Origin of the sequence: Desulfopila sp. IMCC35006, assembly GCF_005116645.1 — a bacterium.
Taxonomy (GTDB): Bacteria; Desulfobacterota; Desulfobulbia; order Desulfobulbales; family Desulfocapsaceae; genus Desulforhopalus_A.
Window position 1 is genome coordinate 58,067 of the sequence record NZ_SWCM01000012.1, and the last position, 14,356, is coordinate 72,422.

Here is a 14,356-nt window from a genome sequence, read left to right on the forward strand (position 1 = left end):
GTGCCTTATCCGGTTTTCTTCTCCGCAGGTAATAGCTCGGAAAGAATCCTGGCTGTTTCTTGTATTTTCTGCCCGTAGGCGGCTATTATTTCTGCACCACTGTGCTGCAGTACGGAAAAATCAAATGACACGGCCCCAATTCCCAGGCCGGTGACCGGGTCATACAGCGGTGCGGCAATGGCCAGCACCCCGGGCAGATATTCTTCATCGGCCAGGGCGAATCCACGTCTTTTGGTAATCGCTATTTCTTCTAAGAGCTTTGCCTTGTCGATGATGGTCTTTGGTGTTTTTGCGACCAGTGTCATCGCGGCAACCTTTTCGGTAATCAGGCTGTTCGGCAGGCTTGAGAGATATGCTTTGCCGAGGGCTGTGTTGTGCAGGCTGTTCTTGGAGAATTCCGGCAGCCTGTAGGTCAGTGTTTCCGCCGCCTCTTTGTGATAGACGCGCATCAGGGTGTCATTTTCGGCGAAAATGACATCTATGCTGATATTGTTTTCCCGGTTGATTCGGTTGACAACCTCTTTGATCATTTTGAAGTTGTCTATGGAGTGCATCAGGTTGATGCACAGGAGCAGACAGTGGAGAGAAGGTTTGATCACCTTGGTTTTCAGGTCTTTTTCCAGATATCCCATCTCGACCAGCGTATTGATATAGCGGTAGGTCGTGGTCATGTTGAGGTCCAGAGTTTTGGCAATTTCACTCTGGGTCAAGGTTGGGGAATCCTTCGTAAAAAGGGCGAGTATCTTCAGTCCTTTTTCGAGCGACTTTGAAAAGTAGTATTTTCCTTTTGACATTTTTATTTGGGATGAATTAATATCGCACTATAATAGTTTATCATTTACTATTATAGTATAAAATTACAAATTTTACCTTGAATGTCAATTCCTAATTTTCATTCAATAACCTGGGAGGTCATGAAATGATGGCGGAAGACGCTGTGTTAGGAATTGTTTACCAGAATTCAGGGGAAGAAAAGCAGCTGCTGCTTGCCGATGTGCAGGCTGCCTTGACCGCCTTTCTGGACCATCTTGGGGTACGCCCCCTGATTGACCGAGCTTTCTTCGAAATAATCCAGACCGGTGATGGCCGGGCCAAGCTTGCCAGGCTTCTTGCCGCCTGTGGCTATGGTGATGATGTTCCTGGTTTCTTACGTGAATTGCTGGAGCAGCTGGGGCGTGCTGATGGTACGGGAAAAATCAGTATCAACAATATAGTGATGCCGCACCTGCTGCTCATGGCCATTCTTGAGGTGGTGCTGCCCGGCAACAGGTTTATCTCTATCAAGACTACTGAACATCTGGAAGAACTCACCAATATCAAGCTGAAGGAAACGGATCGGGCCGATCTGCAGAAGGTTATCGATACCTATCCAGTCCGGCTTTCCATGCATACGGTGCGGCAGATGCGGGTATCGAGAAATGTTGCCTACCAGTATCTGCCATTTGTTGAGGAGCTCGATAACATCGGCCATACCAATACCTGGATCGGCCAGTTCCATCAGGGATTACTGGAACAGATGTACCAGAATCGGGTGATCTTTCTCCTCAATATGGGCTGTCCGGTCTATTGCCGGTTTTGCTTTCGCAAGCATAAAGAGGAACGGAACCAGACCAATCCTACCGCAGAGGCTGTTGTAGAGGCGGTCGAACACGTCAGAAATTCTCCTTCCATTAAAGAGATTGTCATTACCGGCGGCGACCCCTTTATGAACATGGACCTTATGGCGAGTGCCATTGACGGCCTGATGGCGATAGAGCACGTCCAGACCCTGCGTCTGGCGACCCGTTCCATTGCCTACTATCCGCATATGTTTCTTGGCGACGATTCCCGGCTGCTCAATTATCTCAAGCGCAAGAATCTGGAGCTGCAGGAGCGCGGCAAGCGGATGGAGATTGCCACCCATTTCATTCACCCGGACGAGATCTCCCCCCAGTGCCTGATGATCATCTCCGAGCTTGTCAAAAACGGGATTGGCGTCTATGTCCAGACGCCGTTTCTGAAAGACTGCAACGATGAAGGGCCGGAACTGGTCCGTCTGTTCAGTCTGCTACGCGGGGCCGGAGCCGAGCTGCATTATATCTATATTCCCTGCAGTCCCATCCACGGCAACAGCGTCTACTGGTCGCCGATTGCCAAAGGTCTGCAGGTTGGCAGTTATTTGCGGGCGCATCTGTCCGACCGGGTTGTGCCGAGAATCTGCACCGCCACACCCATCGGCAAGATGGACTGGAATTCCAGTGGCTGGGCCGTCGAGCCGGTCGCGGGAAATGCTAATTTTATCTGGATTCGCAGCCCCTATACCCCGGATTATTTCAAGCAGTTTGCCCCCATTGCCAATGAGCTGGAAAATATCCGGGTCAATGAAGAAGGAACCATCGACATCCAGTATATGGCGAAACTGGGCGATGACCGACTTTTCCTCGGCTCCCGTCCGCTGCGTCTTGGCGGCGGCATGTTTCAGCCGGAATCAACCGAGACGGTCATGGCGGCTATTCGCAGCGGGGAAACGCTGTCTGCCTCCCTGGTCGACACCAGGTCACCGATGATTTCCCGGGTGCATGAAACCCGGGTCGAGATTGACGCCAATTGCACGGAAGAAGATCTTTATTATATCCGCGGGGATGAACGTATTACCGATGTGTTGATCGTCGCAGAAAACGACTGTGTGGAATCCTTATTCCAGGTCGCCAAAATTATCCGGGTGCTGGAAGATATTGCCCATGTCAATGCTGTCCGCCTGCGCAGTCTTATGTTTAATTATGAGCCGGAACGCTATACTGCAGAAGTAATTGATAAACTGGCAAGCCTCAATAAACTGACGATGGTCAACCCGCAGCGGCTTGAAATAGAGACCCAGTTTCTGACGCCGGAGGAGTTTCGGCCCGAGCATGGTCGTCTGGCAAGGCTCTTGAAGAATAAGGGGATCACCGTCTATAACAATACGCCGCTCCTGGGCAGGATCAACGATAATCCGGACAGTATCCAGCTTCTCGCCTATAACTGCCGCGAGGCGGGGATCGAGTTTCATCATCTGTATGTTGCCGGCCTGCCGATACAAAATCAGTGGAATGCCAGCAACCCGGTGGCGCTCTATGATGTGGTGGATATTGCCACCCGCGTCCGCCGCGACGGCAGCGGACGGGAGATACCCCGTTATATTATCCGCACGGTTGTCGGCGAGGTGGATTTCGGCCTGTCGTCGATTATCACCGGTACGGCCGAGGACCTGTCGGTACAATTGCTGCCCTATGATATATCCTACTTCAAGGGTCTATCGGTCGATTTTACCTGGCCGGAAGGGGTCAGCGAAGATGAGGACGGCAGTCCGATCGTACCGGTCGAGGGTCTGTTGAAAACCACCGATTTCGTCCTGTCGTAAGGAGATATACGATGCATTATCCATTTTTACTGTACAGCCGCAAGGTCGAGCACCAGCCCCTTTTTGAGGATTTGCAGGGCGATCCCTATATTGCTGATCTTTCACAAAACAGCAGCCTTTTGGGGGCAATAGACATGCGTGATCAGCGGGGATTCCAAAAGAAGCTTGAAGAGAAGATGGGCACAGAATACCGCTGGGGAGTATCCGCTTACCTTGAAAACAGGGAAGCACTCCTTGCCGATTGCCCGCAGATGGTGGCGGAACAGCGGTTTATCCATCTGGGCCTTGACGTCATCGTTCCCCTGGGCACGCCGCTGCATGCACCGCTCGACAGCAGTGTGGCCGAAAGCGGATATGAGAGCGGTGAAGGCAATTACGGCAGCTTTGTCCTGCTGCGCCACGACAGCCCGTACTTTCAGAGCTTTTATAGCTTTTACGGTCACTTGCGCCGCAGCAGCCTGCCGGGGATCGGCAAATCTTTTGCTGCCGGCGAACCCTTTGCCGAAATCGGTGATTTTCATGAAAACGGCAACTGGTTCTACCATACGCATCTTCAGGTCATCACCGCCAAGGCTCTGGATCTGGGCTATATCGCCAAAGGCTACTGTAACGAAAGAGATCTGGCGGGAATGGATGCGCTTTGTCCTTCGCCTCTGCCACTCTTTAAGGTGTTTTAAGCCGATAAAAGTCGGATAAGTTCTGTGTCGTTCAGCGGTCGCTTAAGCCTCGTCGCCGTGTCGCGGATGGACTGAATTATCCCGTCGTTGAGTTGGCCTGAAAAGGTGGTATCCAGCTGAGTCATGCGCTGGAGAATTGCCTGGCGGCCACTTTTGGCGCCAAAAAGAAGTTTACGTTCGGCCTGGACGTTTTCCGGGTTAAACGGCTCATAAGTCTCCGGTTTATTTTGCAACCCCTGCAGATGGAGCCCGGTTTCACAGGTAAAGATATCCTCCCCGATAACCGGGCGGTTGCCCGCGATAGTCCTGCCGGTGATCTGGGCCACATAGCGGGCCAGCGGCTTGAGAAACTCGGCCCTTAAATTCTGTACGCCTCGGGCCAGACTCAGGTAGCCGACAATCTCCTCGAGCCGGGCGCAGCCGGTTCGTTCGCCCAAACCCAGGACGACGGCGTCAACCGATGAGGCGCCGGCTTCAAGAGCCGCGATGGCATTAGCCGTGGCCATGCCGAAATCGTTATGGGTATGCACGGCCAGCTGGCAGTCGATGTGCGCCTTTTTCAAAGTGTCGATAAGGGTTGTGAACTGCGTGGGGGAGGCTATGCCCACGGTGTCAGCGAGTCGGATGCGTACTGCGCCATGGTGCTGTGCCGCTTCGGCCATTTGCACTAAAAAATTGGGGTCGCTTCTGGTTGCGTCTTCAAAGCCAACAGACACCGCCATGCCCATCTGCCTGGCCAGGTCAATGCTCGCCGCCATGGTGTGCAGAGCCCAGAGGCGGTTTTTGTGCAGTCGGTCCTGCAGGTGCAGATCGGATACCGGGATGGAGAGTGACAGGATGTCGGGGGCGAGACCCGAGGCGTGAATAATGTCTTCTTTTCTGCATCGGCTCCACAGCGACAGGGTGAGATGCGGATGGGTGGTGCGGCAATAGTCGATGAGTGATTCAGGGCAGGGGTGAAATTTTGAGGAAACCCCAAGTTCTGCCTCGGTTACGCCGATCTTGACCAGGCCGTCGAGAATCCGCTTTTTTTCGGCCAGAGAAAAGAGCAGGCCGGGGGTCTGTTCGCCTTCACGCAGGGTCGTATCTATTATATGGTGTTTTTCGGTCATGTGTTTTCCTCACTGGTGTAATGAGGAATGCAAAAACAGGACCATGAAGAGAGAAGAGGCTGGAACGGAGGCCGTTATGGCGATTGGCCGGGCAGCAATCGACGAAGAGATCGACAAAATGGATACAGTGTCCGACATAAATGTAGCTTTCAGACAATCAGGTAGGAGTGTACCGTTGCTGGCAGCAGGTTGTTTGGGATTGTTCCTAGTAGCTGATCAGTTTCGGCTCCTTCCAGTTGGTGTCAAAGCCCTGTTCTGCAAGAAATGTCACCCATTTTTCCATATTCGCCCCAACGGAACTGAGACCGTGCGAGTCGTCCCCCGGTACCACCGCGATGTTCATCTGGCGAGCCATGTCCAGGATCACCCTGGAGATATAGGGTTCATCGGCATCTTTTAAGAGCGATCGAAGGTTGAAATCCATGATGAGATCGAGTTCGGCGATAAGCTGCAGATTTCTTTCGATCCTCTCCATTATCTCAGGCTGCAGCAATCGCTTTTTATAGCCTGAATCAAAAAGACGAATAAGATCGAAATGGCCAACCACCGAGGGGGTAAGCAATTTAATCATGGCATACTGCTGGTCGAAATACTGGCAGTACAACGGCACGATACCGCCTGCGGCGGCAACGGTTTTATCATATTGTTCCTGTGAATAGTCAAAACCCATATCACCCACGAAATGGACCGAGCCGACGATGTAATCCGGCTGGAACGTTTTCAGTAGAAAGGGAACAAACCGTTCGTAACCGCTATAGGTTTCTATCTCCATCGCCGCGAAAATCCTGATGTCAGCGCTGTATTTCTGCTGCAGTCGTCGACATTCCTTCATATAGTTGGCAAAACGATTGAACAGAAACTCAGGTGTCAGGCCGGCCGCCTTTTGATCCGGATAGAGCAGCTCTTCACTGATCGCGGGCGCGTGTTCTGTTATGCCCACCCAGGGAAACTTTTTCGCGATGTATAATTGGATAATCTCTTCCAGGGTATCGGTGGCATGATGGCAAAACTGACCGCTATGACCGCCATGAACAGAGACAAATGATGGTGTTTTCATTGGGGATGCATACCTTTGGGGTTGGAATGGCTGGCTTGCAGGTGTTAATGCAGCGATTTTCCGGTGCTGGACATGGCCAGGTTGCCGTCACGAACGCCTCGCAGAGCTATGAGTTGGTCGGCCAGTTCCTGGACTTCCTTCGCTTTTCCGCGTACGACGATCACCTCGAGGCAATTGTCGTGGTCCATATGGACATGGGTCGTGGAGACGATATGGTGATGGTAATCGTGCTGCACCAGAGTGACTTTCTCCTGCAGTTTATGCTGGTGATGGTCGTAGACCAGGCTGATGACACCCATGACCTGTTTATCCGACTGCCATTCTTCTTTAATGAAGGTTTTGCGGATTAAATCCCTTATTGCCTCCGAACGGTTGCTGTAGCTACGGGCTTTTATATGCTCGTCGAAAATATCCAGCAGTTTTTCCTCAAGTGATATTGAAAATCTTTTCAGCATTCGTGCCTTACTCCCTGAAAGTTGCAATAAAAAACAAGAAATCCTGAGATGAATTGGAAATCAGGAGCCTGGCCTCACCTCCAAAGCACTGATACCCGACAGGCGAGTACTGAAAAGGGCACCCGACAAGCGAGTATTCAAAAGAATCCCGGCTTCATTCCCCCGTTTACCGGGGGTAGAAATCACCTCCCTGGGATTACATTTTTCTCTGCACCACTATATAGGCTGGTTGTAATCTGCGCAAGTAGTCGTTGCGGTCGAAGTCCGGGCAGACCGCAGCCGGGAGTCTTTTTGCGAATATTTTTCGTTTATGACGCACCGCTCTCCCGCAGTCGGAATTTGCAGTAAATAAGCGTCAGGCCAAGGCAGCCGAGGGTGTACCAGGGGAACCAGCCGATGGCATTCTGAAAGGCGAGGTCTTCGACCATCGCCTGCGGCCAGTGGGGATGACCGGCGGCCTCTGCAGTGCGCTGATACGTCATCAGCGTGGCGAAGAAAAAACCAATCAGGCCATAGGCAAGATTAAAAGCCATCCCTTTAAAGCTCAACACCGTTGCCCGCTGGTGTGACGCGGTTATGCGATTCAGATAATGACTGGTAAAAAAGGACACAAACATCATGGCGACAAAAATGAGGGTCATGGGCAGTATCCCCCAATAGGGGTAAAATCCCGTAAGGCCGAACAGTCCGGCGAGGCTGATCCCGGAAACCCACAACATATTGATGGCTGGGGAATTTTTTTCAACCATATATTCGGCGATTTTCGGTGTTATCAGGCCGAGAAGTGCGATAGCTGATCCGATAATTCCAAAACTGGCTTCCGGGAGATGGATCAGTCGATAATACTGGCTGTTCATGGTAACGATCATGCGCAGGATATGGTCGTAGCACATGCCGAAAAGGATAACCGTCAGGGCAAATGGAGTCCGGGCAATCCAGATTCCTGCATTCCAGGTTATCTTCAAGGCGGCAATGGTCTCGAAGGAACCATCATCGCCATTCTTTCTTTTTTCCGTCATTCGCAATGCCGTTATTGTGGCCAGAAGAGCAAGCAGCAGAGTCAGATAGATGGGAAACCGCATGGTGATCTGCTGTGTGACCGTCAGAGAGGTGCCGAACCAGGCAAGCAGGTGATTTACCGCATTCGGATCGTAGATAAAGGCGCCGACAGTCATGGTGACGATTGTTCCGATGGAACGCAGCCGCATCTGCAGGCTGAGTACTTTCGGCCAATCGTCGGGGTTGCCTTCGGTGACCAGGGCGTCGTAGGCAATGGCCTCATCGGCCCCGCTGGCCATTGCTTCGGCCAAACCGCTGAGGATCCGGTTGGCGAGAAAGGCCCAGAAAATAAGACGACTGTTGCCCAGGGGCACAAAGGCCAGCAGGCACATCTCTGCGGTCATCAGCAGCGCGGTGGCGACAAGCAGGTATTTTCGCCCTAAAATATCGGCCAGCGCCCCGGAAGGTACTTCGGCGCAGAAAATAGTGATTGCCCAGACCGTGTTCAAAAGAGCAAATTGCTCGATAGTCAGGCCGAAATCGAGAAAGAGAATGGTGAAGACGGGGTAATAAAACCTGGCATTGAAGAAAACACGGAAGGCGACAAAGAGCCGAACGTTGGCAATGGAAAAAGGCGATGGTACAGCGTGCATGCGGTTTCCTTCAGATGATTATCAAGATTGCCGGTTCTTTAGGGTGCATAGCGACGGGCAGGCAGTATAGCCTGATCGGTGCGCGACAGGTGCATCTCTATTCTTCTGACCAGTATAGAAAGGAGCAGGCAGAGGACCAGATACATAAGTGATATGGTCAGCCATACCTCAATCGTCGCCTGGGTCGAGGCCATAACCTGCAGCCCCTGAAACGTCAGTTCCTGGATGGAGATTATCGAGACTATGGAGGACCACTTGATGGTATTGATAAACTCATTGGCCAGCGGCGGCAGCATGATGCGCACCGCCTGGGGCAGAACGATCAGGCGCATTATTTTCCATCTGGTCAAGCCGAGAGTTTTTCCGGCCTCCCACTGTCCGGTATCGACGGCCTGGATACCCGCCCGGACTATTTCAGCGATATATGCTCCCTGGAAAAGGGCCAGCGTCAGCACACCTGAGAGAAACGGCGTGATCAGACCGGGTGAGGCAAAGAACCAGGTCAAAGTTTGCTGCAGCTGATCGGATCGGGCGCGGAAAAAATCCTCAACCGCCAGAAAAGTGAGCAGCTGATCGCTGACAAAATAGTAAAATATAAAAACCAGCACCAGTGGCGGGGTGTTGCGAATCGATTCAATATATGTCCGGCCGATCAACCGGAAAAACAGTCGGGGAGAAACCCGCATCAAACCAATGGTAAAACCGAGCAGTACGGCAAACAGTGTTGCCCATACACTGATTTTAATAGTGGTGAAAAATCCTTCGAGCAGGATATTGGCGGTCCAGCGCTGCTCAACGGGGTCAAAGCGAAACAGATAGGTGGGGATGACCCCCCAGTTCCATTTGTAGTTGAGGGAGAAAAAGAGGCGATACCATACATAGGCAAAAAAGCCGATAATGATCGCGAGAATAATCCCGTCGAGCATGGTTACCGCTGGTTTCTTCGTCTGCATAGCGAGTCAGCTGCTCGAGAGTCGGTAAGGTACTAAAAAAAGCGGGGCAGCTGAAGGAGTCTACCCCGCCTGTGCACGGTATGTTGGTTCTTGTCTATTCGACCTGATTGCTCCAGTCCTTGGTGTCGAACCAGTAATGGTGACGTTCTTCCAGCCAGCCTTCGAGAGTGACAATGGTGATCCAGCTGTTGAAGAATGCCAGGGTGTCGGGATCGCCTTTTCGCATGGCAAATCCGATAGGTTCTTTGGTAAAGGTCCCCTGTACCGGCAGAAAGAGGGTGTCGCTGTAATCGACGGCCTCATAGGCCGGACGGGGGGCGTTGCCGATGACTGCATGGACATTGCCGTTGCGCAGTTCCTGATAGGCCTGAGGCTCGGTGTCGAACATTCTCAGTTTTGCCTTCGGCAGGAATTGTTTTGCCGCGGCGGCGGCAGTGGTGCCGAGTTTGACGGCTATCTGCACCTCGGGTTTATTAAAGTCTGCAAGAGATGCAAAGCCTGCGGCCTTTTTCTTATGGGCGACGATGCTCATCCCGGAATACTCGTATGGCTGGGTAAAGTTGACCTGCAGGGCGCGTTGGGCGGTGATGCCCATGCCGCCGATAATGACATCAAATTTTCCGGTCAAAAGGGCCGGGATAATTCCGGACCAGGCGGTGGGCATGAATTCAACCTTCACTCCCATATCTTCCGCCAGGCGGGTGGCGACGTCAATCTCAAAACCGATCAGCTTGCCGTTTTTATCCTTCATCGCCCAGGGTTGAAAGATATCCATGCCGACTTTCAGCACCCCACGCTTTTTAATGGTTTCGATGGTGCTGGCCGCAGAAATTTCCTGTTGCATAGAGGCTGCGTAACTGAAGCTGCCGATACACGTCAGCAGGAGGGCGATTATGCTCAGGCGGACGAATAAACCATGTTTTTTCATGCTGATCTCCTGGTAAAGGTTGGGATTGATAGGAAAGCATACACATTATCTTGGAATACTGCATATAAATTCATACGTTGCGTTGATACCATCAGGGTAAGCTAAGACGTTTTTCGAGCATGCCAACGACTACCGATAAAAATAATGTAATGGACAGATACATCGCCGCCACGGTAAACCAGATTTCAAAAGTCAGGTAGGATTCGGCGATGAGGGCTTGACCCTGCATCGTCAGATCGTAAATAGCGATGGTGCTGACCAGCGCCGAGTCTTTTACCAGGGAGATGGCCTGGCTGGTGAGCGGGGGAAGCACGGTTCGTATGGCTTGCGGGATGATGATATGGCGGTAGGTGGCGAACGTGGTGAGGCCGAGGCTGTGTGCTGCCTCAATCTGACCTTGGTCGACCGACTGGATCCCGGAACGGAAAATTTCCGAGGCATAGGCCCCTTCAAATAAGCTGAGGGCGAGAATTGCGGCGACCATCCGTTCCAGCCCCAGCATCGGGCCGACAACAAAGTAGATAAAAAATATCTGGATAAGCAGCGGGGTGTTCCTGCTGGTTTCCAGATAGATAATCGCCAGGCCCCGGGCAACAAAGGAGTTGGACAGACGGAAGATAGCGGTCAATAGGCCTACGGCCAGGGCAAAAAACAGACTGATCAGCGATATTTGTATGGTTATTAATAGACCTTCAACCAAGGGGCCTGCGACAATCCCCGATTCGGTAACTGAAAAAAGGTACCGGGGAATTCGGTACCATTGCCAGTTGTAGCCGATATTGTCAGCACTACGCACCGCCAGCCATGCCAGGATGGCTATAAGCAGAGAGAATTGGCAGATATCGAAAAGCGGACTGCTGAAAAACGCCCGGATCTGCCGATTATTGCTTTCAATATTCTTATCGTGCGGGTTTTCTGGCATGCTTCTTTTTTGATTTATGAGATACTCTTACGGGTCAGTTGCTCCCTGGCCATCTCCGATATCGTTCTGAAATCAATTTTACCACTGCCCATTTTCGGCAGTGTTTCCCAGACAAGAAATATTTTCGGCAGGGCAATGGCGGGAAGGTAGCCGGACATCTCCTTGAGGACGGTTTTCTCGTCCAGCGGGGTGGTTACCACCGCTACGATCCGGGCGCCTTTTATTGCATCGGGAATCTCTACGACGCAGCAATGGCTGTCCTCCGGGATGAATTTTTCCAGCACATCCTCGATCTTGACCAGAGAAACCATTTCCCCGCCGATTTTGACGAAGCGCTTCAGGCGACCCACATGCCAGAGATAGCCGTCTTCGTCGAGGTTGCCCATATCCCCGGTATCGTACCAACCGCGACGGATATGCAGGGACGTCTGTTCAAAGTCATTGAAATATCCTTTCATGACACTGTCGCCCTTGACGAGGATACGACCATCCTCGCCGAGGGCACATTCTTCACCTGTTTCATAATTTTCTATGCGTACCTGAATCCCGGGGATCGGCTTGCCGACACTGCCGGGTCTGTTGGCGTGCATCGTGTTGGTGGAAATAACCGGGGAGCACTCGGTTGCTCCGTAGCCTTCGAGTACCGTAATATTGTGCTTGTTTTTGAAGCCTTCCCGCAAGGCTTCCGGGCATTTGTCGGCACCGGTCAGGGCTATGCGCAGCGTGTCGAAATCGCCTTTTTCCGACTTGCGCAGGTATCCCCAGAAAAAAGATGGTGTGCCGACCAGACAGGTCGCTTTGTGCTCTCTGGCGATGGTGCAGACTTTTTTGAAATCAAGCGGATTGGCGTAGGTAAGCATGGTCATGCCGGAATATATGGGCACCCAGAGGTCCACAGTCAGACCAAAGACGTGGAAAAAGGGCAGGGTGCACAGGAACACATCATCGCTGGTAAAATCGAAGATAGGGAATACCGATTTGACGTTGGCCAGAATGTTCTTGTGTGTTAACTGTACGGACTTGGGATCTTTTTCGCTGCCGCTCGTGAACAGGATAACCGCCGTGTCATCCTCATCGCCGCAGTGGACCAGCTTTTTGATGAGTGACGCGGGAAGAGCGGCAGTAAGGGCGGCTCTGATTTTCTGGCGGGAAGTAATGGAGGCCATGATGTCTTCTATATAAATCATCCCCTCCACATGCGGACATTCAATTTTTTCCAGCAGTGCCCTGGAGGTGATGATCGTCTTGAAGTCACATTTATTCTGAGCGTATCTGGCGTTGTGCTCGGCGCCGGTCGAATAATTGATCATAACCGGGACCCGGCCGCTCATGAGGATTGCGATTTTCGCAAGAATGCAGCCGGCCGACGTCGGCATCATCAGGCCGATAAAGCCCGGTTCGAGCCGACGGAAAAAACGGCAGAGAATCAGACTGGCAATAAGAGATTTGGAGTAGGTAAGTTCCCGGTTGGTAGTCAGGTCATTAATTGCCAGTTTATTCTTTTTTTGCTTGGCGATGTCGATAAATTGATGATGTAGCAGCACCAGCGTCTCCTTAGTGACTTAGAAATAATTTGCTTGTGCTTTTCAAGCAAATTATTTCGTGAAGGAACTTATCCCGCAAATCTTTTGGGCGGGATTGCCCGTTCCATCAGCAGATTTAATTATTTCGTGACGTAACGTATACCCATCAAGCGAGTACCGAACTGAGTACCCTCAAGGGGCATTGAAACTTATCCCGCAAATCTTTTGGGCGGGATTAGTGAACTTACTCCTAACAAAGGGGCAATAAAAATAATCCCCCAAACCTGTCTGCCGGGAAGAAAACCTATAATTTTCATTAATTCCGGCTCCTTGCCCCCGTTGCCGGGTCAGTTTTTCAAATCAAGCTCAGCCAGGTCGGTGATCGATTTTGGAATCTCTTTTTTGACCTGAACCCCCAGTTCTTTCAATTGTTCCGCCTGGGCGACAAGATTGCCCCGGCCGCGGGTCAATTTCAGTAAGGCACCATCATAGGTGCTGTGGCAGGTAGCCAGCTGTTTACCGATTTTTTCCATCTCTTCCATAAAGCCGCGAAACTTATCATACATGATGCCTGCCCGTCGCGCTATCTCCTGGGCATTGTTGCTCTGATGCTCAAATTGCCAGATATTTTCAATCGTACGCAGGGCAGCCAGCAGGGTCGTCGGCGTTACAATAATAATATTTTTGCTGAGCGCTTCAAGAAAAAGAGTATCGTCCTGGGCGAAGGCGGTGGAAAAAGCGGCCTCAATGGGCATAAACATCAGGATAAAGTCAAGGGAGTGAATACCGGCGAGCTCCGGGTAATTTTTTTGGCTGAGAGTGGCAATATGTTCACGAATAGCTTTCTGCATCGCTGCGAGATGTCTTTGTTGTTCGTTTTCATCGTCCGTGTTGACATATTTTTCCCAGCTGACCAGCGATACCTTGGAGTCAATGATTATATCTTTATTCTCGGGTAGATGGACGATAACGTCGGGTTTAAGCAATCGGTTGCTGTTATCACGAAAACCACCCTGCGTGTCGTATTCCAGGCCGCGGCGCAACCCGGATTTTTCGAGTACCCGTTCAAGAACCAGCTCGCCCCAGTTTCCCTGGATCTTTGTATCGCCTTTCAGGGCGTTGGTGAGGTTGACTGCTTCCCGGTTTACCTGCAGGTTGAGATCGCGGAGCTGGACAATTTCAGATTTCAGGGAAAACCGTTCACGGCTGTCATGGCGGTAGATATCGTTAATCTCCTGCTTCAGCGCCGTCAGTTGGCTGTTGAACGGCTGGAGAATAGCATCGAGTTTTTCCCGGTTCAACTCACTGAACCGGGCACTTTTTTCGTCAAAAATCTGCTGGGCCAGACCGGCAAACTGCAGTTTCAATTCTTCCCGGGCATTTTCCAGCAGCTGGAGTTTTTCGGCGGCATGTTTTCGCTCGTTGGTCAGCAAGGTGATGAGCTTGGCTTCCCGGATCGTCTGGCGATTATACTGTTCCAGGGCATCTGCAGCCTTCTTTTCGGTGGTCGCCAGAGCAAGTGTAAGGTTTTGCCGCTGCCTGATCAGCCTGGAAATTTTGCCGGTGAGAAGGAGACAGACCAGTCCCAAAAGCAGAGTGGCCATCGTCAGCAGCAGGACCAGCGATGGCAGGTCGATGTTTTGCGGTAGAAAACCCTGCAGAAAGAGGATCAAAGCCCTGGCGAATTCAGTCATGCCC

General features: G+C 51.7%; 12 protein-coding genes. 2 read left to right on the forward strand and 10 right to left on the reverse strand.

Annotation, left to right across the window (positions count from 1 at the left end; all coding sequences use genetic code 11):
• Positions 1 to 5: 5 nt before the first annotated feature.
• Positions 6 to 794 (reverse strand): IclR family transcriptional regulator, encoded by a 789-nt coding sequence (locus FCL47_RS18265; protein WP_136815076.1) that lies wholly within the window; start codon positions 792 to 794, stop codon positions 6 to 8.
• Between the two features lie 125 nt (positions 795 to 919).
• Between FCL47_RS18265 and FCL47_RS18270 the strand changes: the two genes are divergently transcribed.
• Both FCL47_RS18270 and FCL47_RS18275 read left to right on the forward strand, forming a co-directional pair.
• Positions 920 to 3,379 (forward strand): radical SAM protein, encoded by a 2,460-nt coding sequence (locus FCL47_RS18270; protein WP_136815077.1) that lies wholly within the window; start codon positions 920 to 922, stop codon positions 3,377 to 3,379.
• Positions 3,380 to 3,390: 11 nt separating this feature from the next.
• Complete coding sequence (locus tag FCL47_RS18275; RefSeq protein ID WP_136815078.1) at positions 3,391 to 4,056, forward strand: peptidoglycan DD-metalloendopeptidase family protein; 666 nt, start codon at positions 3,391 to 3,393, stop codon at positions 4,054 to 4,056.
• Here FCL47_RS18275 and FCL47_RS18280 read toward each other — a convergent pair.
• The 9 genes from FCL47_RS18280 to FCL47_RS18320 form a co-directional block, all read right to left on the reverse strand.
• Entirely contained in the window at positions 4,053 to 5,168 is a 1,116-nt protein-coding gene (locus FCL47_RS18280; protein ID WP_136815079.1) for a hypothetical protein, read from the reverse strand. The genes FCL47_RS18275 and FCL47_RS18280 overlap by 4 nt on opposite strands.
• 205 nt (positions 5,169 to 5,373) lie before the next feature.
• Entirely contained in the window at positions 5,374 to 6,225 is an 852-nt protein-coding gene (locus FCL47_RS18285) for a histidinol-phosphatase (RefSeq protein WP_136815080.1), read from the reverse strand.
• 44 nt (positions 6,226 to 6,269) lie between these two features.
• Entirely contained in the window at positions 6,270 to 6,680 is a 411-nt protein-coding gene (gene nikR, locus FCL47_RS18290) for a nickel-responsive transcriptional regulator NikR (protein WP_136815081.1), read from the reverse strand.
• Between the two features lie 308 nt (positions 6,681 to 6,988).
• Entirely contained in the window at positions 6,989 to 8,332 is a 1,344-nt protein-coding gene (locus FCL47_RS18295; protein WP_136815082.1) for an MFS transporter, read from the reverse strand.
• 38 nt (positions 8,333 to 8,370) lie between these two features.
• On the reverse strand, positions 8,371 to 9,285 hold the full coding sequence (locus tag FCL47_RS18300; protein WP_136815083.1) for an amino acid ABC transporter permease: 915 nt from the start codon (positions 9,283 to 9,285) through the stop codon (positions 8,371 to 8,373).
• A gap of 94 nt (positions 9,286 to 9,379) precedes the next feature.
• The gene (locus FCL47_RS18305; RefSeq protein ID WP_136815084.1) at positions 9,380 to 10,213 is read right to left on the reverse strand and encodes a transporter substrate-binding domain-containing protein; all 834 of its coding nucleotides are present in this window, start codon (positions 10,211 to 10,213) and stop codon (positions 9,380 to 9,382) included.
• A 91-nt stretch (positions 10,214 to 10,304) separates the two neighbouring features.
• Complete coding sequence (locus tag FCL47_RS18310; protein WP_136815085.1) at positions 10,305 to 11,135, reverse strand: amino acid ABC transporter permease; 831 nt, start codon at positions 11,133 to 11,135, stop codon at positions 10,305 to 10,307.
• A gap of 14 nt (positions 11,136 to 11,149) precedes the next feature.
• Positions 11,150 to 12,679 carry an AMP-binding protein gene (locus FCL47_RS18315; RefSeq protein ID WP_136815086.1) on the reverse strand — a complete coding sequence of 510 codons (1,530 nt, stop codon included), beginning with the start codon at positions 12,677 to 12,679 and terminating at the stop codon, positions 11,150 to 11,152.
• A gap of 326 nt (positions 12,680 to 13,005) precedes the next feature.
• Positions 13,006 to 14,352 (reverse strand): DNA recombination protein RmuC, encoded by a 1,347-nt coding sequence (locus tag FCL47_RS18320; protein WP_136815087.1) that lies wholly within the window; start codon positions 14,350 to 14,352, stop codon positions 13,006 to 13,008.
• Between the last annotated feature and the right edge of the window lie 4 nt (positions 14,353 to 14,356).